The 20,359-nt window shown below is 38.6% G+C and carries 23 protein-coding genes; 14 read left to right on the top strand and 9 right to left on the bottom strand.

Annotated elements, in window-relative coordinates; genetic code table 11:
- Window positions 1-212: 212 nt before the first annotated feature.
- The 7 genes from GKE48_RS01800 to GKE48_RS01770 all read left to right on the top strand — a co-directional run bounded on the left by GKE48_RS01800 (window position 213) and on the right by GKE48_RS01770 (window position 4,807).
- Complete coding sequence (locus GKE48_RS01800) at window positions 213-386, top strand: hypothetical protein (protein ID WP_022099184.1); 174 nt, start codon at window positions 213-215, stop codon at window positions 384-386.
- Window positions 373-1,104 (top strand): type II toxin-antitoxin system PemK/MazF family toxin, encoded by a 732-nt coding sequence (locus tag GKE48_RS01795; protein WP_022099185.1) that lies wholly within the window; start codon window positions 373-375, stop codon window positions 1,102-1,104. Before GKE48_RS01800 ends, GKE48_RS01795 begins: the two co-directional genes overlap by 14 nt.
- A 146-nt stretch (window positions 1,105-1,250) precedes the next feature.
- Window positions 1,251-2,051: a tRNA threonylcarbamoyladenosine dehydratase gene (locus tag GKE48_RS01790; RefSeq protein ID WP_022099186.1), complete on the top strand. Its 801-nt coding sequence runs from the start codon at window positions 1,251-1,253 to the stop codon at window positions 2,049-2,051.
- A 157-nt stretch (window positions 2,052-2,208) separates the two neighbouring features.
- The gene (gene cysK, locus GKE48_RS01785) at window positions 2,209-3,147 is read left to right on the top strand and encodes a cysteine synthase A (protein WP_055216978.1); all 939 of its coding nucleotides are present in this window, start codon (window positions 2,209-2,211) and stop codon (window positions 3,145-3,147) included.
- 183 nt (window positions 3,148-3,330) lie between these two features.
- The gene (locus GKE48_RS01780) at window positions 3,331-3,531 is read left to right on the top strand and encodes a type II toxin-antitoxin system Y4mF family antitoxin (RefSeq protein WP_022099187.1); all 201 of its coding nucleotides are present in this window, start codon (window positions 3,331-3,333) and stop codon (window positions 3,529-3,531) included.
- On the top strand, window positions 3,531-3,860 hold the full coding sequence (locus GKE48_RS01775; RefSeq protein WP_055216976.1) for a HipA N-terminal domain-containing protein: 330 nt from the start codon (window positions 3,531-3,533) through the stop codon (window positions 3,858-3,860). Before GKE48_RS01780 ends, GKE48_RS01775 begins: the two co-directional genes overlap by 1 nt.
- Window positions 3,857-4,807, top strand: coding sequence for a HipA domain-containing protein (locus GKE48_RS01770; RefSeq protein ID WP_055216974.1), 951 nt, complete (start codon window positions 3,857-3,859; stop codon window positions 4,805-4,807). Before GKE48_RS01775 ends, GKE48_RS01770 begins: the two co-directional genes overlap by 4 nt.
- 42 nt (window positions 4,808-4,849) lie before the next feature.
- On the opposite strand, the gene GKE48_RS01765 is transcribed toward GKE48_RS01770, so the two are convergent.
- The 6 genes from GKE48_RS01765 to GKE48_RS01740 all read right to left on the bottom strand — a co-directional run bounded on the left by GKE48_RS01765 (window position 4,850) and on the right by GKE48_RS01740 (window position 9,916).
- Window positions 4,850-6,430: a glucose-6-phosphate isomerase gene (locus GKE48_RS01765; protein WP_154300335.1), complete on the bottom strand. Its 1,581-nt coding sequence runs from the start codon at window positions 6,428-6,430 to the stop codon at window positions 4,850-4,852.
- Window positions 6,431-6,599: 169 nt separating this feature from the next.
- The gene (locus GKE48_RS01760) at window positions 6,600-7,148 is read right to left on the bottom strand and encodes a ferritin family protein (RefSeq protein ID WP_055216971.1); all 549 of its coding nucleotides are present in this window, start codon (window positions 7,146-7,148) and stop codon (window positions 6,600-6,602) included.
- Between the two features lie 168 nt (window positions 7,149-7,316).
- On the bottom strand, window positions 7,317-7,718 hold the full coding sequence (locus GKE48_RS01755; RefSeq protein ID WP_012738326.1) for a Fur family transcriptional regulator: 402 nt from the start codon (window positions 7,716-7,718) through the stop codon (window positions 7,317-7,319).
- 18 nt (window positions 7,719-7,736) lie between these two features.
- Complete coding sequence (locus GKE48_RS01750; protein WP_022099192.1) at window positions 7,737-8,801, bottom strand: undecaprenyldiphospho-muramoylpentapeptide beta-N-acetylglucosaminyltransferase; 1,065 nt, start codon at window positions 8,799-8,801, stop codon at window positions 7,737-7,739.
- Window positions 8,802-8,853: 52 nt separating this feature from the next.
- Window positions 8,854-9,657, bottom strand: a complete 804-nt coding sequence (locus GKE48_RS01745) for a radical SAM/SPASM domain-containing protein (RefSeq protein ID WP_154300334.1) — start codon at window positions 9,655-9,657, stop codon at window positions 8,854-8,856.
- Window positions 9,650-9,916: a TIGR03905 family TSCPD domain-containing protein gene (locus GKE48_RS01740; protein WP_465220344.1), complete on the bottom strand. Its 267-nt coding sequence runs from the start codon at window positions 9,914-9,916 to the stop codon at window positions 9,650-9,652. The genes GKE48_RS01745 and GKE48_RS01740 overlap by 8 nt, the downstream gene beginning before the upstream one ends.
- A gap of 245 nt (window positions 9,917-10,161) precedes the next feature.
- Between GKE48_RS01740 and GKE48_RS01735 the strand changes: the two genes are divergently transcribed.
- The 3 genes from GKE48_RS01735 (at window position 10,162) to GKE48_RS01725 (ending at window position 12,123) form a co-directional block, all read left to right on the top strand.
- On the top strand, window positions 10,162-10,854 hold the full coding sequence (locus tag GKE48_RS01735; protein WP_012738330.1) for a 5'-methylthioadenosine/adenosylhomocysteine nucleosidase: 693 nt from the start codon (window positions 10,162-10,164) through the stop codon (window positions 10,852-10,854).
- A 78-nt stretch (window positions 10,855-10,932) separates the two neighbouring features.
- A complete protein-coding gene (locus GKE48_RS01730) occupies window positions 10,933-11,127 on the top strand; it encodes a hypothetical protein (protein WP_022099195.1) in 195 nt (64 codons plus the stop codon).
- Between the two features lie 33 nt (window positions 11,128-11,160).
- Window positions 11,161-12,123 (top strand): D-2-hydroxyacid dehydrogenase, encoded by a 963-nt coding sequence (locus tag GKE48_RS01725; RefSeq protein WP_022099196.1) that lies wholly within the window; start codon window positions 11,161-11,163, stop codon window positions 12,121-12,123.
- 190 nt (window positions 12,124-12,313) lie between these two features.
- Here the strand turns inward: GKE48_RS01725 and GKE48_RS01720 are convergent, their stop codons facing one another.
- The gene (locus GKE48_RS01720) at window positions 12,314-12,586 is read right to left on the bottom strand and encodes a hypothetical protein (RefSeq protein WP_012738333.1); all 273 of its coding nucleotides are present in this window, start codon (window positions 12,584-12,586) and stop codon (window positions 12,314-12,316) included.
- 1 nt (window position 12,587) lies between these two features.
- Window positions 12,588-13,034, bottom strand: coding sequence for a D-aminoacyl-tRNA deacylase (gene dtd / locus GKE48_RS01715; protein WP_055286921.1), 447 nt, complete (start codon window positions 13,032-13,034; stop codon window positions 12,588-12,590).
- Window positions 13,035-13,483: 449 nt separating this feature from the next.
- Here dtd and GKE48_RS01710 point away from each other — a divergent pair, with 449 nt between their 5' ends.
- From GKE48_RS01710 to GKE48_RS01695, 4 genes are all read left to right on the top strand, one after another.
- Complete coding sequence (locus tag GKE48_RS01710; RefSeq protein WP_055216959.1) at window positions 13,484-14,713, top strand: 6-phosphofructokinase; 1,230 nt, start codon at window positions 13,484-13,486, stop codon at window positions 14,711-14,713.
- 140 nt (window positions 14,714-14,853) lie between these two features.
- Window positions 14,854-15,309 (top strand): MarR family winged helix-turn-helix transcriptional regulator, encoded by a 456-nt coding sequence (locus GKE48_RS01705; RefSeq protein ID WP_022099199.1) that lies wholly within the window; start codon window positions 14,854-14,856, stop codon window positions 15,307-15,309.
- Window positions 15,303-17,048 carry an ABC transporter ATP-binding protein gene (locus tag GKE48_RS01700; protein ID WP_022099200.1) on the top strand — a complete coding sequence of 582 codons (1,746 nt, stop codon included), beginning with the start codon at window positions 15,303-15,305 and terminating at the stop codon, window positions 17,046-17,048. The genes GKE48_RS01705 and GKE48_RS01700 overlap by 7 nt, the downstream gene beginning before the upstream one ends.
- A 10-nt stretch (window positions 17,049-17,058) precedes the next feature.
- Window positions 17,059-18,957, top strand: coding sequence for an ABC transporter ATP-binding protein (locus tag GKE48_RS01695; protein WP_154300333.1), 1,899 nt, complete (start codon window positions 17,059-17,061; stop codon window positions 18,955-18,957).
- A 63-nt stretch (window positions 18,958-19,020) separates the two neighbouring features.
- Here GKE48_RS01695 and GKE48_RS01690 read toward each other — a convergent pair whose 3' ends face one another.
- On the bottom strand, window positions 19,021-20,244 hold the full coding sequence (locus GKE48_RS01690) for a 6-phosphofructokinase (RefSeq protein ID WP_055286929.1): 1,224 nt from the start codon (window positions 20,242-20,244) through the stop codon (window positions 19,021-19,023).
- Window positions 20,245-20,359: the final 115 nt, after the last annotated feature.

Below are 20,359 nucleotides of genomic sequence, written 5' to 3'. Positions count from 1 at the left end.
CCTATAATGACATGTAGTATTAAAAACTACATCTTGTTGACATGATAATATAACAAATGGTTTGATAATGCAAGCGTTTTATATAAAATTAATAATTATTGAAATTTTTACTATAAATAATAATATTTGAATATGAATAAAATAAAAGTTGAAACCGTTGTTGATATAGTGTAAGATATATAATATAATTTATAAATTTTAAGAGGTGTAATATGGAAGCAATTAGAACAATACAGGATTTTAAGGATTTCATGAATGCCAATTATAATAATATATATTCAAATGCAATTAAAGCCGAAGAACTTACATTAGAAGATGAGTGGATGAAAGAAGATGAGTGGGAGGCTGTTTATCAGCAAGAGGAGAAGAATAATGGGAAAGTATAACATAGGTGATGTATGGTGGACGCATTTTCCTTTTGAAAATAGTAATATTGTGAAACATCGCCCGGCAATTGTAATTAATGATGATGAAATCGCTATTTTGGCTATGTATGTTACAAGTAAAGATAAGGAAACTCCTTATAGTATAGAGATAACTGATTGGGAGCAGACAGGACTTAGTAAAGTTTCATGGGCAAGAATTGATAGAATAATAAGTATAAGTGAGTGGAATCTTGACCGTAAAATAGGAAAATTAACAGAAAGAGATTTACTTAAAATTCTACAATTAGTAGCTGAGATAACAACAGAGACTTTTCATGAATTTTCTTTAGCTGCAATAAAAAATAATAATAGATTTTTGCAAATATATGATAATAGATGGAAGTGCTGGCTGTTTCCTTATTTTAGAAGTACACAGAATAATAATAAAGAAAATATTGATTTGAGTATAAGTAATTTACTAAAAATACAATTATCTACCAAATATATAGCTCAAGCAAAGCATTGCAAATATTCTGTAAGTGATGGAGTATATAAGATTTATAATCATAAGTTATATATGATTAGATTAGATGAGTTGCCAGAATATATGGATAAGGATGAATTTGAAATTGGAGATAAAGTATTTAAATGGTTGTCAATCGGAGAGATGGAGGAAGATTTTGATATTATGTCAAAAAATGATGATGTAATAGCTTTTGTAAAGAAAAGGTGTTGCTAAGATTATAAAACTAAAGGCCCCTGATGATTACATGAAAATGTAATTATTAGGGGTTTTGTTATAAGATAAATTGATAGTAATATTATTGACATACCATATAAGTAGGAATTAAAATTTAGATACAAAAAGCAAAGAAAGGACAAACTATGTTAAATCAGTTTTCAAGAACAGAGCTTCTGTTTGGTAAAGAAGCTATGGATATATTGGAAAATTCCCGTGTCGCAGTATTTGGTGTAGGCGGCGTTGGTGGATATACAGTGGAGGCACTTGTAAGAAGCGGTGTAGGTGCGATTGATGTGATAGATGATGATAAGGTGTGTCTTACCAATCTTAACAGGCAGATTATTGCAACAAGAAAAACAATAGGACAGTATAAGACAGATGTGTGCAAAGAGAGAATCCATGATATTAATCCAAATTGTGAGGTTACAGTACACAAATGTTTCTTCCTTCCAGAGACTAAGAATCAGTTTGATTTTTCAAAATATGATTATGTAGTTGACGCAGTTGATACTGTAACGGCTAAGATTGCACTTGTAATGGCGTGTCAGGAAGCAGGAACCCCGATTATAAGCAGTATGGGTGCTGGTAATAAGCTTAATCCGGCGGAATTTGAGGTTGCTGATATATATAAGACATCGGTATGCCCGCTTGCCAAAGTTATGAGAAGAGAATTAAAGAAGAGGAATGTTAAGCACCTTAAGGTCGTATACTCTAAGGAAAAGCCCGTTCGTCCTATTGAGGATATGGGAATCAGCTGTCGTACTAACTGTATATGTCCTCCGGGAGCAGCCCACAAATGTACAGAAAGACGCGATATTCCGGGTTCAACCGCATTTGTACCATCTGTTGTAGGACTTATAATTGCCAGTGAAGTTATTAAAGATATTACACATGATGCAATGGTTAAAACTCGTCATGAAAATGGTGTTGACATTGAAGGCTGATAGTGGTATTTTATATTCAACAACACATTTACACATCAAGTTAGTAGGTTAATAGGAACGCAAAAGCATATTTGCAAATGCATTCAATACAAGGAGGCTAAAATCCTCTCCTCGTCAAAGGACTCGGATTTTGCTTCGCAAAACAAGGAGGATTAGTATGAGTAAAGTAATTAACAGTGCATTGGAACTTATTGGAAACACACCTCTTCTTAACGCAAGCCGTTACGCTAAGAATGCAGGAATTGAAGGAGTTACACTTCTTACAAAGCTTGAGTATCTTAACCCAGCCGGTTCAGTTAAGGACAGGGTTGCCCTTGCTATGATTGAGGACGCTGAGAAGAAGGGTGAGCTTAAGCCAGGAGCAATGATTATAGAGCCTACATCAGGTAATACAGGTATTGGCCTTGCTGCAGTTGCAGTTGCTAAGGGATACAGAGCAGTTCTTACTCTTCCAGATACAATGTCAGTTGAGAGAAGAAATCTTCTTAAGGCTTATGGTGCAGAGATTGTTCTTACAGAAGGCGCGAAGGGTATGAAGGGTGCTATCGCTAGGGCTGAGGAATTAAAGGAGCAGAATCCTGGTTCAGTAATCTTAGGCCAGTTCGTAAATCCAGCTAACCCAGCAGTTCATAAGGCTACAACAGGTCCTGAAATCTGGGAGCAGACAGAAGGAAAGGTTGATATATTTGTTGCAGGTGTGGGTACAGGCGGAACTGTTACAGGTGTTGGTGAATACCTTAAGTCACAGAACCCGGATGTAAAGATTGTTGCTGTAGAGCCAGCTACAAGCCCGGTTCTTTCAAAGGGAGAGGCAGGACCACATAAGATTCAGGGTATTGGTGCAGGATTTGTTCCAGATACACTTAATACTAAGATATATGATGAAGTTATCGCAATCGAGAATGAAGATGCATTCGTAGAGGGTAGAAGCTTTGCAAAGAGCGAGGGTATACTTGTTGGTATCTCTTCAGGTGCAGCACTTAAGGCAGCACAGATACTTGCAGCCCGCCCAGAGAATGCAGGAAAGACAATTGTTGCACTTCTTCCAGATTCAGGTGACAGATATCTTTCAACAGCACTTTTTAATGAACAGTAATATATTAGAAAAAAGGCAGGGACTTGAAATTTAAGTCTCTGCTATTTTTATACCCTTTAGGGTGTAATATACAATTTTGTTGATGAAATATACCCTATCGGGTGCTTTTTGCTTAAAAAATATTGACATTATACCCGAAAAGGTGTAATAAAATGTATATACAGACAAGAAGAGGGAATAATAATGAACAAAATTGCTGAGTTTATAAAACAAAATAGAAAAGCAAATGGTCTTACTCAGGAAGAATTTGCGATTCGTTCAGGATTGGGATTAAGATTTGTCCGGGAATTGGAGCAGGGAAAAGAAACAGTAAGAATGGATAAAGTTAATGTTGCATTATCAATGTTTGGAATGGAAGCAGTACCAGGAAGAAAGGAAAAATAATGGAGATTTTAAGGACTGCCTATGTGTATGTTAGAAATGTATATGCAGGGGAATTATGTGAAACAGATGATGGATATTTGTTTAGTTATGACAGTGATTATATTGAATCTTATGGTGCTAGTGCGGTATCGCTTACAATGCCGCTTTACAAACAGACATATACTTCGAAAACATTATTTCCTTTTTTTGATGGACTTATTCCAGAGGGGTGGATGCTTCAGGTTGTGAGTAGAAATTGGAAAATAAATATACAGGATAGATTTGGTCTGCTTATTGTTTCTTGTAAGGATTGTATAGGAAATGTCAGCATAAAAGAGGTGAAGGAATGAATTGTTTATGTTGCGGAAAAACATTAAATAATGGCGGAATAGACGGCTGGCATAAAAAATGTATTAAAAAATTTTTTGGAACAAATGAGATTCCGGAAATCGATATAAATAAAAGTATAATAGAAAAAATAGCTTTAGAAGCTACAACAAAAGGATATACAGTTACTGGCGTTCAGAAAAAATTATCGTTACATTTGTTCTCTGAAAAGACGAAAGCAAGACTTACGATGGTTAATTATCCAACGGGATTCATTCTGAAACCACAGGTTGATGAATTTGAGGCGTTACCTGAGGCAGAGCAGCTTGTTATGTGTATGGCAGATATTGTGGGGATAGTAACTGTGCCACATGCGTTAATTCAGAACAATGGTAGTTATGCGTATATTACAAAAAGAATTGACCGTAAGATAAGTAAAGATAATGTTCAATTGATAGCTATGGAAGATTTTTGTCAGTTGGATTTAAGACTTACGCAGGATAAATATAAAGGCTCATATGAGAGATGTGCTAAAATAGTAGACAAGTATTCAAGCAGACAAGGTCTGGATATGACGGAGTTATATCTTAGAATAGTTTTTTCATATGTAGTTGGTAATTCTGATATGCATTTGAAGAATTTTTCTCTTATAGAGACCGAAGAAGGAAGTGGAGAATATATTCTTTCTCCAGCATATGACCTGCTTCCGGTTAATCTGATAATGCCGGAAGATAAAGAACAATTTGCACTTACAATGAATGGAAAAAAGCAGAACATAAGAAGAAAAGATTTTCTGATATATGCTGAGAAATGTGGAATTTCCAAAGTATCGGCTGAAAAAATGATTGAAAGTATTGTTAAGAAGAAAGACAAATTTATTAATATGTGTATGGAGTCATTGTTGCCGGAACATTTAAAGAATGAATTTGTAGAGTTGTTGGAAAAAAGAATAAGTGTGTTAGAAAAATAAAAGTCAGGGACTTAATGAAACTTAAGTCCCTGACTTTTTTCGTTAGATATTAAGTAAATCACTATATACTTTTAAAGCACCATCTGTATCATGAGCAAGTACCTTCTTGGCAAGTACTTTACCAAGCTGAACACCTTCCTGGTCGAAGCTGTTGATGTTCCATACGAATCCCTGGAACATGATCTTGTTCTCGAAGTGGGCAAGTAAAGCACCAAGTGTCTTAGGAGTAAGCTTGTCTCCGATAATAATGCTTGAAGGTCTTTCGCCCTTGAAGTTCTTGTTAAGGTTCTCATCTGACTTTCCGCATGCAAATGCGACAATTTGAGCAGCAACATTTGCACAAAGCTTCTGCTGGCTTGTGCTGTCCTGAATTGTAACATCTGTTTCTAACTGGTTGTTCTTAAATCCGATGAACTGTAATGGCACAATGTCAGTTCCCTGATGAAGAAGCTGATAGAATGAATGCTGTCCGTTAGTTCCCGGTTCACCAAAGATAACAGGTCCTGTAGGATAAGTAACAGGCTCACCAAATCTGTTTACTGACTTACCGTTAGATTCCATATCAAGCTGCTGAAGATGAGCAGGGAAACGGCTTAAAGCCTGTGAATATGGAAGAACGGCTGTACAAGGATAACCTAATACATTTCTTTCGTATACACCAATAAGGGCATCTAACATCTCAGGGTTCTTGCGCATATCAGGATTAGCTGATAACTTGTCCTCCTCTGCAGCACCATCAAGGAATTCTGCAAATACTTCAGGTCCGAAAGCAAGTGATAATACTGCACCGCCAACTGATGAAGTAGAAGAGAAACGACCTCCGATATAATCATCCATGAAAAATGCGTCTAAATAATCATCACTCTTGGCAAGTGGTGAAGTCTCGCTTGTTACGGCAATCATATGCTTAGAAGGATCAAGTCCTGCCTTCTTTAATGCGTCCTTAACAAATGATTCGTTAGTAAGAGTCTCAAGTGTTGTACCTGACTTGGAAACAAGTACGAATATAGAATGTGCAACATCAGTAGAAGCAAGCACTGCGGCTGCGTCATCAGGATCAACATTGCTTATGAACTTAGCTTCCATCTTAAATGCATTGTTCTTCTTAGCCCAGTTCTCAAGTGCTATGTACATTGCACGAGGACCGAGGTCGCTTCCACCGATACCAATCTGAACAACAGTTGTGAACTTCTCGCCGGCTGCATTGGTAATCTCACCGTTATGCACCTTGTTAGCAAATTCTGCAATTCTTTCCTGCTGTGTCTTGTAAAATGTTCTCTTATCAACGCCATCAGCTTCAACAGCGTCACCTAACTGTCCTCTTGTCATGTGATGGAGAACAAGTCTCTTCTCACCAGTGTTAACAACTTCTCCGTTATATAAAGCCTTAAACTTGTCTGCAAGCTGAGCCTCATCAGCAAGCTTTTCAAGTGCAGCAAGTACATTTTCATCAACCTGCTTAGATGCATAGTTATATGAAAGGCCGGCAGCCATAGGTATGCTGTAATTCTTAACGCGTTCTGCACCATTATCACCAGACATAACTTCTGTAAGACAGGCTGGCTTAACATCTGCTAACTCCTTGTAAGATGAAAGTGTGTCTAAATTGTTCCATGAAACCATAATCCATATCTCCTTCTCTACAAATATTTAATTACACAATAAATCATAACAAAATTATACTATTTAAGATTGTCGAATTCAAGGAAAAGGAGAAATTAAAAAGAGGAATAAGTCCAAAAACTTATTCCTCTTTGAATCCTTATATTATGCGATTCAATTGGTCTTACAATTAACCAAAGTATCTCTTAAGAAGTCCCTCGAATGCCTTACCATGTCTAGCCTCATCTCTAGCCATCTCATGAACTGTATCATGGATTGCGTCAAGGTTAGCAGCCTTAGCTCTCTTAGCAAGGTCAGTCTTACCTGCTGTTGCGCCGTTCTCAGCTTCAACTCTCATCTCAAGATTCTTCTTAGTGCTGTCTGTTACAACTTCGCCGAGAAGTTCAGCGAACTTAGCAGCATGCTCAGCTTCTTCCCAGGCAGCCTTCTCATAGTAAAGACCGATTTCTGGATAACCCTCTCTGTGAGCAACTCTTGCCATAGCAAGGTACATACCAACCTCTGAACATTCACCTTCAAAGTTAGCTCTAAGGTCAGCAACGATATCCTCGCTTACGCCCTTAGCTACGCCAACAACATGCTCAGCAGCCCATTCTCTCTCACCTGTCTGTGCAGCAAACTTGCTTGCTGGTGCCTTACATACTGGACAGACGAAATCTGCTGGAAGAGATTCTCCTTCATAAACATAACCACATACTGTACATACATACTTCATAATAATAATCTCCTTTCGTTTATAAACATAACAGGCATAAGCCTGAACTCTACTTATCGGAACTTCTGAAAATGTTTCATCAGTTCGTAACTAGAATATAACAGAAATAAATCAGTTTGTCAACAAAAATAGGAATGATTCCTATTTTTGTTTTGTTGACTTATAAAAATATTAATTTTCCGAAGCACATTTTTCACACAATCCATAGAAGCAGACTGAACCAGCCTCGATTTTGCCCGGAAAATGTGATGAAACATTAGCTCCGAGGTTTTCAAGGATTTCATTGTCAGATGGATTGGTGATATCAATTAAACATTTACACCTTCTGCACTGAAAATGCAGATGCGGCTTCGTATTGGCATCATAATGAACGAAACCGTCCTCACATGGAACAGTAACGGCTTCGCCATGCTCCACAAGAAAGGAAAGGTTTCTATAAACTGTTCCAAGACTTATGCTTGGAAAATCATTTTTGACAAATGTGTATACAACATCGGCAGTTGGGTGGTCTTTGCGTGACATAAGAAATGTTTTGATAGCGTCACGCTGACGGCTATGTTTAACAGCGCCCATAAAATCACCTCCGGATTATTATTTACTATTATCTTTAATTAAATTCATAATTTTGTCAATAGAATCCTGCTGCTCACTTTTTTCCATATTAATGATGTACTGGTGTCTGTCAGCGTAAAGCTTGCGGACTGCGGCAAGTAAAGTATCCTTATTCATATCCTCCTCAGTAAGAACCATAGAATAACCATGCTCCTTGAAAGAATTGGCATTAAGAATCTGGTCGCCGCGGCTTGCATTAGCAGAAAGCGGAATCAGAAGATTAGGCTTCTTGAGAGCAAGCAGTTCGCATATGGCATTGGCACCTGCACGCGAGATAACGATAGAACTGATTGCGAAAAGGTCGCGCATCTGTTCGCTTATGTACTCGAACTGGACATAGCCGGGAGTTCCATTGAGAGATTCGTCCATCTTGCCTTTTCCACACAGGTGAACAACCTGAAAATCCTTAAGAAGCTCAGGTAAAATGCTTCTTACAGCCTCATTAACATGGACAGCACCAGTGCTTCCGCCAACGACGAGAATGATCGGTTTGTCAGTTGTGAAGTTGCAAAGGTCAAGTCCGGCAGCTTTATTGCCAAGCAAAAGCTCCTGTCTTATAGGAGAACCTGTAAGAACAGCTTTTCCTTCTGGAAGATACTTAAGTGTCTCTGGGAAATTGCAGCATATTTTAGTTGCTTTTCTCATAGCAATCTTGTTGGCAAGTCCTGGTGTCATATCAGATTCGTGGATAATTACTGGAATATGACGGCTTCCGGCGGCAAGAACAACAGGTACAGACACGAAGCCTCCCTTAGAAAATACGATATCAGGTTTGATTTTTTTCATAAGTCTCTTAGCCTGAAAAAGTCCATGAAGCACACGGAATGGATCAGACAGATTCTTAAGACTTCTGTATCTTCTTAATTTGCCGGATGAAATACCATAATAAGGAATTCCAAGATCTTCAATAAGAGTTTTCTCAATACCGGTATATGAACCGATATAGAAAACCTCGTAGCCGGCTTCCTTAAGGCTTGGAAGCAGGGCAATATTAGGTGTTACATGTCCGGCAGTACCACCACCGGTAAGTACTATTTTTTTCATAGGTCATTCTCCTGAAAATATAATAAAATGTGCGATTTGTTCAAATGTATCATTACATTTTATGAGCAAATCTTTCCTTAAAGCTGCAATGCATACAGAGCGGTTCGACCGCAGTCTTTTTCTTGAATCCCTCCATAAATGCAACGCTTCGTGGGCTTGAAAGGATTTCCTCAAGTGTTGAATCAAGAATATTGCCAAGAGCCATCACTCCATTACCGTCAAGACAGCACGGAACGACAGTGCCGTCACACAGAATAGCCATATGCTGGCGGAGTCCCTGACAGAATCCGCGCTCATTACAATAAGTGCTGTTCACATCAGGCCATTCAAACGGAGACTGAACATTTATATAAAGATGTCTCTTGATTGTGCAGTTCTTCTCACCAAACAGAAATGGCTCTTTCTTAGTATTCCAGAGTCTTAGTGAAATCTCAGTGTCAGTCTTATCAAGAAGCGTTTCGCAGGATTCAAAAAGATTATGAATATAAGAATCCATGTCAATGCAGTCGTTATCGTCAGCACTGTGAAGCGACACATTAATCTGATGCACAGGATACTCCAGTAAAACCGGAAGCTTCTCTTTAATAAGCGTTGCATTGGTAGTAAGATTTACTGTCATATCAGCATCCTGACATATCTTAAGAATTTCACCAAGCTGTGGGTGAAGAAGCGGCTCACCTTTAACATGAAGATAAATGTAATTAGTATAATGTCCGATTCTTTCAATCACTGTGCGGAATTCGTCCACACTCATAAAATGTGGTTTTCTCAGAGTTTCCTGACAGAAAGAACAGTGCAGGTTGCAGCTGCTTGTTATCTCGACATAAACTCTTTTAAATCGCGCGACACTATTCATTATCTTTCTTATATTCCTTTAAGGCTTTAGCAAGCTGGTCAGGACATGATGTGTCCTTATAGCCACATTTGATACCGTCCATTCTTTTGATAGCTTCGTCAATGTCCATGCCCTCGATAAGAGCAGCAACGCCCTGAGTATTGCCGGCACATCCGCCAGTGAAATGCACATTAACAACCTTTCCATCAACAACATCAAAATCTATTGCACGTGAACATACGCCTGAAGTCTTAAATTTCATAAAAATCTCCTTACTTATCTTTCTTGCATTATTAGTTATTCGGTATATGTATTGTTGTGAGAAATTGACAGATTAGCGCAGAGTGCTTTGGAGTCGCCGGCACTTAGCGTGCTATGCGATAATCTATCAATTTCTCACAATGTTAGTACATATACCTAATTACAGTATAACACTTTTACAGGATATGAAAAAGCATAAGTTGTTTTATTGCAAATGTTCAATTATAATGTATGCAGTTTGAAATGGATATATAAGGAGGATTTATGATAGGCATTATTGGCGCAATGGACGAAGAAGTAGAACAGCTTGTTGAGGTAATGGAGATTACCCGCGAGGAAACTAAGGCATGCATGACATTTAAAGCAGGAAAGCTTGCCGGGAAAGATGTTGTTATTGTAAGAAGCGGAATTGGTAAGGTTAATGCTGCGGCATGCACACAGATTCTTGTCGATGACTTCAAAGCAGACTACATTATTAATACAGGAATCGCTGGTTCACTTAAGGCAGAGATTGATATTGCAGATGTTGTTATTTCATCAGATGTTCTTCATCATGACATGGATGCGACAGGATTTGGATATCCTTTAGGACAGATTCCAAGAATGGATACACTTTCATTTGCAGCAGACGAAAGACTTATTAAACTTGCTGGCGAGGCTTGTAAAAATGCAGTTCCGGAAATCGGAGTTCATGTCGGCAGAGTTGTAAGCGGCGACCAGTTCATATCAGACAAGGCTGTTAAGGAGAGAATCAGCAGCAATTTCGATGGCTTCTGTACAGAGATGGAGGGAGCAGCGATAGCACAGGTTTCTTACCTTAATAAAGTTCCATTTGTAATATTAAGAACCATATCAGATAAGGCTGATGACAGTGCAACAATGGATTACCCGGCATTTGAAAAGCTCGCAATTGCTAACAATGTCAAGGTTATGAAGGAACTTGTTGCAAATATTTAATCAGACGGTGGTTCGACAATATCTGCTTTAATTAAGTTGTATAATGCGGTAGTATTCAATGTCTTTTGGGAGGTTTATATGCAGACTGTATTAATAGCAATCAGAAATTATGCAGATGATGACAGCGGAAATGTCGATATACATAGCAGGCTGACTGTAAAACCATTTAAGAAAATGAAAGGTGCAGGACGACTTTTTTTACTAAAAAATGTAGACAGGGAGCTTGTGAAACTAAATAAACAGTACAGGGAAATTATTAAAAATGTACGATGATTATGCAAAAATGTGCAGAAACGGAGGATTAATATGAAGATACTTATGTTGGAAACTATGACATACGGAGATGATATTTCGCTTGAGCAGTTTAACAGGCTTGGCGAAGTTGTGACATACAGCTTAAGTTCTTATGAGGAAGCTGTTGCAAGAATGAAAGAGCATAATCCTGATGTCGTTATTATTAATAAAACTAACATGAACGCAGAGTGCATGGCAGCTGCGCCTAATCTTAAGATGGTGGCAGAGGCAGCTACAGGCTACAACAATATTGATACAGAATATGCCAAAGCGCATGGAATAAGGGTTGCCAATGTTGCTGGATATTCAACACAGTCAGTTATACAGCACACATTTGCACTTGCATTTTATCTTATCGAGAAGATGAGATATTATGATGACTTCGTAAAGAGCGGTGAGTATGCCGAGTGGCCTTGCTTCTCACATTTTGCAAATGTGTTCCATGAACTTGCAGGAAAGACATGGGGAATTGTCGGACTTGGCAATATAGGAAGAGGCGTTGCCAAGATTGCGGCAGACTTTGGCTGTAATGTAATATACTATTCAGCAAGCGGTCACAGCTATGATGTGCCATACGAAAGATATGAGCTTGATGAATTTTTGAAGAAATCGGACATCGTGTCAATTCATGCACCGCTTAACAAATATACAGAAAATCTGTTTAATTATGAGACACTTAAGAAGATGAAGAGCGGCGCAGTTCTTCTGAATCTTGGACGTGGCCCGATTGTTAATGACGCAGACCTTGTAAAAGCGCTTAATGAAGGCGTGATTGCAGCGGCAGGACTTGATGTAATAACTACTGAGCCAGTTGCTAAGGACAATCCTCTTCTTACAATTAAGGACAGCAACAAGCTTATCGTTACCCCTCATGTTGCATGGGCGACATACGAGGCGAGAACCCGCCTGATGGACGAGATATATCTTAATATCAAGGCATTTATGGCTGGGGAAGAGCGAAATGTTATTGTATAATGTATGGTAATAAATATATATGAGATGGATGCGGATTCCGGTTGGAGTCCGCATTTTCACTATAATTAGATGTTAAAAAGAAGAATGTTTTTTAAAACGCAATATATCAAATTAAATTGATATTCTTCGCACGAAATTGATATATTGCGGATGAAAGTTGATATTCTTCGCGCAAAAAGTCAATGTATTTCTAATCTTCCTCAATAACCTCAATTTCCATATAAGCAAATTCGATATCTTCAACAAAGTTATCTTTAGTGAAGCGTACTTTCGAGTGGCGCTGGAATTCTGAAACATTGGAATCGAGCCAGATTGGCTCGGCAAGGTCGAATTCATAGCATGCGTCATGAATAGCAGCGAATATTTTGCGGGTTCTGTTTAAATCAGAATCCGCATTTTTAATTACAGTGTCTTTGATAAGATGCCCTCTGTCGTCAAAGAGCTTACACCACATTCTAAACATATCAGAAATCCTCACTATCTATCAGTATTGTGAATGGTCCGTCGTTTTCAAGGCTGACCTTCATATCAGCACCGAATCTGCCGGTTTCAACTTTAGGAACACGTTCACGGCACATTGCGACGAATTTTTCATAGAGGGCGTTAGCCATATCAGGCGCGCCGGCATTGGTAAAGCTTGGACGGTTGCCTTTGCGGCAGTCCGCATAAAGTGTAAACTGGCTTACAATAAGCAGCTCGCCACTGACATCTGCCAGCGACAGATTAGTTTTGCCATTCTCGTCTTCAAAAATACGCATTTTGCATATCTTGTCTACATATTTTGGAAGCATTTCTTCTGTATCGTCCTGACCAGCCCCGAAAAGAATCAGAAGCCCATGTCCGATATTTCCAACAACTTCGCCATCTATCTTAACATTTGCATGATTAACACGCTGTATTACGAATCTCATATTAAACTCCTTAAATGTGTGAATAACTGAATATTATACGCTTAGTGGAAATGTGTCAACTTGTTAAGGAACATTATTATTATATGAGTTTTATCTTCTGTCTGCCGATTTAGCCGCCGTTTCCTATAAAATTTAAAAATAAGTTAACTTTATAGGTGGAATTTGAGAAAAATAGGTGTATTTTGAAAAAAATGTTGTGAAAATGCAGAAAAAGACCTATAAGATGACTTTCAAAAACAGAATTTATAGGAACATTTTGCTGTGTAGACAGCTTAAATGATAGAAAATGGCTGAAATGTTCCTATAAGAAAATAAAAAATGCGACTACCGATAGGTATCATGTTGCAATCAATAATCAACAGATGATACAATCTAAGCAACAGCAACAGCAACAGCAACAGCAACAGCAACAGCAACAGCAACAGCAACAAGGTATAGGAGGCATGAGTATGTTAAAGAATATTCTGGTAGGTCAGTCAGGCGGACCGACAGCGGTTATTAATTCATCATTATATGGAGTGATTGAGGAAGGACTTAGAAATAAGGAAAAGATTGGCACTGTGTATGGCATGGTGCATGGAATTGAGGGATTTCTGGCAGGCAATTTCATTAATCTTTCTGAAGTGGCAGATAATGAGCCAATTGATAGATTAAAGATAACACCGGCTTCTTTTCTTGGAAGTTGCAGGTATATGCTTCCAGAAGATTTAGGGGATAAGGTGTATGATAAATTGTTTGATACATTTGCACAGATGAACATTGGATATGTGTTCTATATTGGTGGCAATGATTCAATGGATACAGTGTCAAAATTATCAAGAGTGGCATTATTGAAGAAATCGGACATTAGATTTATAGGTGTACCTAAGACAATTGATAATGATCTTGTAATGACAGATCATACTCCAGGGTATGGTTCAACTGCAAAATATGTTGCTTCAACATTAAAAGAAATTATACTTGACGCAACATGTTATGCACATCCGTCTGTGACAATTGTTGAACTTATGGGAAGGCATGCAGGCTGGGTTACAGCGGCCTCAGTACTTGCTAGAACAGAGTATAGCAGAAATCCTTATCTTATATATATGCCAGAGCATGCATTTGATATGGAAGAATTCAAGAAGTCACTTAAGGCGGCACTTGAACAGGAAACTGCAGTTGTTGTGTGCGTATCGGAAGGAATTGCGGACAAAGACGGCAGATTCATATGTGAATATGCAGATGCGGCATCGGTTGATGGCTTTGGACATAAGATGCTTACAGGCTGTGGAAAGTATCTTGAAAATTATGTTAAAGCAGAATTTGGAATCAAATGCAGAAGTATTGAGCTTAATCTTCCACAGAGATGCTCATCACTTCTTGCTTCAGCAACAGATATTGATGAAGCCGAAAAAGCAGGAAAGGCAGCGGTTGTAGCAGCTCTTGACGGTGAAACTGGAAAAATGATTACGTTTGTAAGAGATGATACTAACGGATATGAGATTAATTACGGACTTGCAGATGTGAACGATATATGCAATAAGGAAAAGAAGTTCCCAGCAGAGTGGATAACCGCAGAGGGAACAGATATTTCTGATGAGTATATTAAGTATGTAAGGCCACTTATTCAGGGAACTAATATTGCTGAATACTCAGATGGTGTTCCGGTTCATCTGAAGCCTGCTTATTACAGATAAGATTAAATATTAAATAAAAATAAAAATGACAGCATGCTATTGACAGCGTGCTGTCATTTTTGTAATATAGCAAAGCGACTTAAGATTTTTATTAAAAGAATGGCAGGTTCGTATGTCGTTTTGTTACGAAGGGAGCAGATATGCAGCGAGAGTCACTCCATTGTGGAGAACTTATAAAGCGTCTTAATGATATTCTTGGAAGATGTGCCAATGAGGAGTTAAGAGCAGATGACATGACATCTTCACAGGTTAAGATGCTTATGATAATTAATGAAACTAAAGATGAATGTATTACGCTTAAGGAGCTAGAGAAGCACTTTGGCGTAGCCCAGGCGACAATAGCGGGAACAGCAGCAAGGCTTGAAAAGAAGGGGATGATAGAAAGCTTCTATGACCCTTCAGATAAGAGAGTCAAGCATGTGAGAATAACAGACAAGGGCAGAGCCATGTGCGTTCATGCAGGCAAGGCAATGCATGACAAAGAAAAATGGTTTCTTTCAGCGCTTTCTGCTGATGAAAAAGAAGAATTACACCGTCTGTTACAAAAAGTATACGATGATGTGAATAACTGTGAAAGGAAGTGTAAGAAATGTTAAAAACTTTATCGGCATATATTGGTGAGTATAAAAGAGTCTCGATAAAGACGCCAATATATATAATTGTTGAAGTTCTTATGGAGATACTTATTCCGTTTGTTACGGCAAGTATTATCGATAAGGGTATTCAGGCGGGAGACATGAGCAAGGTGTTAATGTATGGCGGACTTATGCTTGTGCTTGCATTTATAAGTCTGTTTGCTGGAATTCAGGCAGGAAAATATGCGGCTTTGGCCTCTACCGGATTTGCATGTAACTTAAGAGAGGGAATCTATTCGAATATCCAGAACTTCGCATTTTCTAATATAGACAAATACAGCACAGCAGGTCTTATTACCCGTATGACTACTGATGTTACAAATGTGCAGAATGCATATCAGATGATTTTAAGAATTGCAGTAAGAGCACCACTTATGATGATATGTAGTATGGTTATGTGTTTTGTTATCAATCCTACATTAAGTCTTATATTCTTAGGTGCGCTTATTTTTCTTGGGTTTGTACTTTTCTTTATTATATATAAGGTGACTCCAATATTCACAGAAGGTTTTGCCAAATATGATGATTTAAATGCAAGTGTCCAGGAGAATATCACAGGAATCAGAGTTGTCAAAGCATTTGTAAGAGAAGACCATGAGAATAAGAAATTCAGTAAGGCTGCCGAGAATCTTTATAAGATATTTGTTAAGGCAGAATCATGGCTTGCTTTCAACAATCCTATTATGATGTTTGTTATATATGGAAGTATTATTGCGCTTTCGTGGTTTGCGGCACATTTTATTACAGATGGAACTATGACAACGGGTAATCTGACATCAATGTTCAGCTATGTAATGAGCATGATGATGGCACTTATGATGCTTTCTATGATATTTGTTATGGTATCAATGAGTGCAGCGAGTGCAAGACGAATTGCTGAGGTTCTTAACGAGAAGGCAGATATAACTAATCCTGAGAATCCGGTGATGGAAGTACCTGATGGAAGAATTGATTTCAACCATGTGAACTTCACATACAAGAAGGACAGCGACAAGGATGCCCTTGAAGATATAGATATCCATATAAATGCGGGTGAGACAATCGGTATTATCGGCGGAACTGGTTGTGGTAAATCAAGCTTCGTTAATCTGATAAGCCGTCTGTATGATGTTAAGGACGGTTCCGTATGTGTAGGCGGAATTGATGTAAGAGACTATGACCTTGAAACCCTTCGTAATGAGGTTTCAGTTGTTCTTCAGAAAAATGTGCTTTTCTCAGGAACTATTCTTGATAATTTGAGATGGGGCGATGAAAATGCGTGTGAGGAGGATTGCATAGAAGCCTGCCGTCAGGCCTGTGCAGATGAATTCATTGAGAGAATGCCTGACAAATACAATACATGGATTGAGCAGGGGGGAAGCAATGTTTCCGGTGGACAGAGACAGAGACTCTGTATTGCAAGAGCACTGCTTAAGCATCCTAAGGTTCTTATTCTTGATGATTCAACAAGTGCTGTTGATACAGCCACAGACGCTAAGATTAAGAAAGCATTTGCAACAAAGATACCAGGAACTACCAAGATTATCGTATCACAGAGAATTTCAAGTATTCAGGACGCAGACAGAATATTGGTGCTTGAGAATGGCTGTGTGAGTGGTTTTGATACTCATGAAAATCTTGTTGAGAACAATAAGGTTTACCGCGAAATCTACGAGGTCCAGACACAGGGCGGCGGTGATTTTGACGAGGCAGGAGAATAGGAGGCAGCATATGGATAAGAATATTGATATGAAGAATAAAAAGAATAAAGAAAATCCACTTCCTCTTATGAAGAGGCTGCTTGGATATATTTTAAAGAATTACAAGTTTTCGTGTATAGCAGTGCTTGTGTGTATTCTTGTTTCAGCGCTTACAACACTGATAGCAACGCTGTTTATCCAGAAGCTTATTGACAGTTATATTATTCCGCTGACACAGTCAGCAGTACATGATTATGCACCGCTTGCAGGCGCACTTATCAAGCTCGCTGCAGTTCTTATGGTCGGTGTATTATGTTCATATTGCTACAACAGAATTATGGTAAATGTTGGTCAGGGAACTTTAAAGAAGTTGAGATTAGAGCTGTTTACTAATATGGAGTCACTTCCTATTAAGTATTTTGATACTCATGCACACGGCGATATCATGTCAGTATATACTAACGATATTGACACATTAAGACAGCTTATAAGTCAGAGTATACCTCAGGTTATCAATTCATGCATTACACTTGTATCTACATTTGTAAGTATGATTGTGCTTGATATTCCGCTTACAATCGTATCGGTTGTGATGGTTGTTATTATGCTTTATGTAACTTCTAAGCTGAGTGCACTTTCCGGAAAATATTTCGTTGAGCAGCAGAAGGATATCGGTAAGGTTAATGCTTATATCGAGGAAATGATGGAAGGACAGAAGGTTGTCAAGGTGTTCTGCCACGAGGATAAGAGTATTGAGCAGTTTAAGGAGATTAACAACAGGCTTCGTGAGAGTGCCAATAACGCTAACAAGGTTGCTAATATCACAATGCCTGTTAATGGTAATATAGGTAATATCAGCTATGTATTATGTGCAATAGTTGGTGGTATTCTTGCTCTGAGTGATTTTTCAGGACTTACAATTGGTACACTTGTTGCTTTCTTAAGTCTTAACAAGAGCTTTACACAGCCTGTAACCCAGATAAGCCAGCAGGTGAGCAGTATCGTTATGGCGATGGCTGGTGCCGGAAGAGTATTTGAGTTATGTGACGAGAAGCCGGAGGTTGACGAAGGTTTCGTTGAGCTTGTAAATGTAAGATACAACAAGAACAATGAGCTTATTGAGACTAAAGAAAATACTGAGATGTGGGCTTGGAAGAAGCCTGCAAAGGATGGTAACAGTGCAGAGTACACAAGACTTGCTGGTGATGTAACATTTGACAGAGTTGACTTTGGCTATAATCCGGACAAAATGGTACTTCACGATATTAAAATGTATGCTACACCGGGACAGAAGATTGCATTTGTCGGAAGTACCGGAGCAGGAAAAACTACAATTACTAATCTTATCAACAGGTTCTATGATATTCAGGATGGTAAGATCAGATATGATGGAATTAACATCAACAATATTAAGAAAAATGATTTAAGACGAAGCCTTGGTATCGTTCTTCAGGATACTAACCTATTTACGGGTACAATCATGGATAATATCAGATACGGAAGACTTGAGGCGAGTGATGAGGAATGCATCGCAGCAGCAAGACTTGCCAATGCTGACGGATTCATCAAGAGACTTCCTGATGGCTATAACACTGTGCTTCATGGCGGAGGTGCTAATTTAAGCCAGGGACAGAGACAGCTTCTTGCAATTGCAAGAGCAGCGGTAGCAGACCCACCTGTACTTATTCTTGATGAAGCTACTTCATCTATTGATACAAGAACAGAGCGACTTGTCCAGAAGGGTATGGATGCGCTTATGTCAGGAAGAACATCATTTGTTATTGCACACAGACTTTCTACAGTCCGCAATGCAGACTGTATTATGGTTATGGAACAGGGAAGAATTATCGAGCGTGGAACACACGACCAGCTCATGGAAGAGAAGGGCAGATATTATCAGTTGTATACTGGTAAGAGCATATCAGCGTAGAGACAGAAACAAAAAAGCAGGTGAGGAAATTCCCTACCTGCTTTTTGTTATGTAATAATATTATTATGAATTAATATTAAGATGTCTTGGAAGACCGTCTACCATGATTGGTGAAAGCTCAGCCTGGATAAGTGGTCTGATGTAGTGGATGAGGTCGTCTGTTACGAAGTCATCATCTGTAATCCACTCAAGAGGAACTTTCTTCTCGATGTTAGCAATCTGGTGAACATCGTTAGTCTCTGTGATGCACATATATGGGTCATCAGAAACTCTCTTAAGAACGACAACCTTACCTGTCTCGCCTTCAAATGCAGCCTTAACAGCAGCACCACCAACGTTGTATGCTTCTGTGATATCTGTACGGCTTGTCATATGAGCTGCACAACGCTGAAGTGTTGAAAGCTCGATAGCACGAGTCTTGATGCCAAGTTCAGCACCAATTTTGTTAGCAAGGAATTTAGCTGAACCAGCAAGCTGCTTGTGGCCAAATGCATCTACGAACTCTACATGCTCTGAAAGCTCGAATACATATCTTCCGTCAGCAACCTTAATACCTTCTGAAACAGCGATAACCATTGAACGGCCCTTAGCTGCAATTTCTTTAACTCTTGCCATGAAATGGTCGATATCAAATACTTTCTCTGGAAGGTAGATAAGGTCTACACCTTCGCAGTCATCACTCTTTGCAAGAGCAGCAGCGGCTGTAAGCCATCCAGCGTTACGTCCCATAATCTCTACAATAGTAACTGTAGGATAATCATATACAAGACCATCTCTGATGATTTCCTTCATAGTAGCTGCGATAAACTTGGCAGCAGAACCAAATCCTGGTGTGTGGTCTGTAACAGCTAAGTCATTATCAATAGTCTTAGGTACACCCATGAATTTAATATCGCTTCCGGTAACGATTGCGTAATCAGATAACTTCTTGATAGTATCCATTGAGTCGTTACCACCAATATAGAAGAAATATTTGATATCAAGATCATCAAGAATCTTGAAAATCTTATCAAATGTTTCTCTGTCTTCGCTTATCTCAGGGAGCTTGTACCTGCATGAACCAAGATAAGATGAAGGTGTTCTCTTTAATAAATCGATATCCATTGTAGAGTTAATCTTCTCTGAAAGGTCAACATACTGACCATCAAGAAGTCCCTTAATACCGTGGAGCATACCATAAACTTTCTTAGCTCCTCTGTCTATGGCTGTCTTATATACCCCAGCAAGACTTGAGTTGATAACAGAAGTAGGTCCTCCTGACTGTCCAACTATAACATTACCATCCATATTATATTCTCCTCCGAATCATATTTCTGCATAAAAATGCAAGTGATTATGTGCATAGTTTAGCACAATTTCTATAATCATACAACTTAAATGTTGAATATATTAATAATTATAT

The organism is Lachnospira eligens (assembly GCF_009680455.1).
GTDB classification, from domain to species: domain Bacteria; phylum Bacillota; class Clostridia; order Lachnospirales; family Lachnospiraceae; genus Lachnospira; species Lachnospira eligens_A.
This window is presented reverse-complemented; position numbering and strand designations above follow the sequence as displayed.

What these genes read in the sequence shown, in the direction of transcription:
- GKE48_RS01800 (WP_022099184.1), top strand. Translation starts at nt 213, where the DNA reads ATGGAAGCAATTAGAACAATACAGGATTTTAAGGATTTCATGAATGCC.
- GKE48_RS01795 (WP_022099185.1), top strand. Translation starts at nt 373, where the DNA reads ATGGGAAAGTATAACATAGGTGATGTATGGTGGACGCATTTTCCTTTT.
- GKE48_RS01790 (WP_022099186.1), top strand. Translation starts at nt 1,251, where the DNA reads ATGTTAAATCAGTTTTCAAGAACAGAGCTTCTGTTTGGTAAAGAAGCT.
- cysK (WP_055216978.1), top strand. Translation starts at nt 2,209, where the DNA reads ATGAGTAAAGTAATTAACAGTGCATTGGAACTTATTGGAAACACACCT.
- GKE48_RS01780 (WP_022099187.1), top strand. Translation starts at nt 3,331, where the DNA reads ATGAACAAAATTGCTGAGTTTATAAAACAAAATAGAAAAGCAAATGGT.
- GKE48_RS01775 (WP_055216976.1), top strand. Translation starts at nt 3,531, where the DNA reads ATGGAGATTTTAAGGACTGCCTATGTGTATGTTAGAAATGTATATGCA.
- GKE48_RS01770 (WP_055216974.1), top strand. Translation starts at nt 3,857, where the DNA reads ATGAATTGTTTATGTTGCGGAAAAACATTAAATAATGGCGGAATAGAC.
- GKE48_RS01765 (WP_154300335.1), bottom strand. Translation starts at nt 6,430, where the DNA reads ATGGTTTCATGGAACAATTTAGACACACTTTCATCTTACAAGGAGTTA.
- GKE48_RS01755 (WP_012738326.1), bottom strand. Translation starts at nt 7,718, where the DNA reads ATGGGCGCTGTTAAACATAGCCGTCAGCGTGACGCTATCAAAACATTT.
- GKE48_RS01750 (WP_022099192.1), bottom strand. Translation starts at nt 8,801, where the DNA reads ATGAAAAAAATAGTACTTACCGGTGGTGGTACTGCCGGACATGTAACA.
- GKE48_RS01745 (WP_154300334.1), bottom strand. Translation starts at nt 9,657, where the DNA reads ATGAATAGTGTCGCGCGATTTAAAAGAGTTTATGTCGAGATAACAAGC.
- GKE48_RS01735 (WP_012738330.1), top strand. Translation starts at nt 10,162, where the DNA reads ATGATAGGCATTATTGGCGCAATGGACGAAGAAGTAGAACAGCTTGTT.
- GKE48_RS01730 (WP_022099195.1), top strand. Translation starts at nt 10,933, where the DNA reads ATGCAGACTGTATTAATAGCAATCAGAAATTATGCAGATGATGACAGC.
- GKE48_RS01725 (WP_022099196.1), top strand. Translation starts at nt 11,161, where the DNA reads ATGAAGATACTTATGTTGGAAACTATGACATACGGAGATGATATTTCG.
- GKE48_RS01720 (WP_012738333.1), bottom strand. Translation starts at nt 12,586, where the DNA reads ATGTTTAGAATGTGGTGTAAGCTCTTTGACGACAGAGGGCATCTTATC.
- dtd (WP_055286921.1), bottom strand. Translation starts at nt 13,034, where the DNA reads ATGAGATTCGTAATACAGCGTGTTAATCATGCAAATGTTAAGATAGAT.
- GKE48_RS01710 (WP_055216959.1), top strand. Translation starts at nt 13,484, where the DNA reads ATGTTAAAGAATATTCTGGTAGGTCAGTCAGGCGGACCGACAGCGGTT.
- GKE48_RS01705 (WP_022099199.1), top strand. Translation starts at nt 14,854, where the DNA reads ATGCAGCGAGAGTCACTCCATTGTGGAGAACTTATAAAGCGTCTTAAT.
- GKE48_RS01700 (WP_022099200.1), top strand. Translation starts at nt 15,303, where the DNA reads ATGTTAAAAACTTTATCGGCATATATTGGTGAGTATAAAAGAGTCTCG.
- GKE48_RS01695 (WP_154300333.1), top strand. Translation starts at nt 17,059, where the DNA reads ATGGATAAGAATATTGATATGAAGAATAAAAAGAATAAAGAAAATCCA.
- GKE48_RS01690 (WP_055286929.1), bottom strand. Translation starts at nt 20,244, where the DNA reads ATGGATGGTAATGTTATAGTTGGACAGTCAGGAGGACCTACTTCTGTT.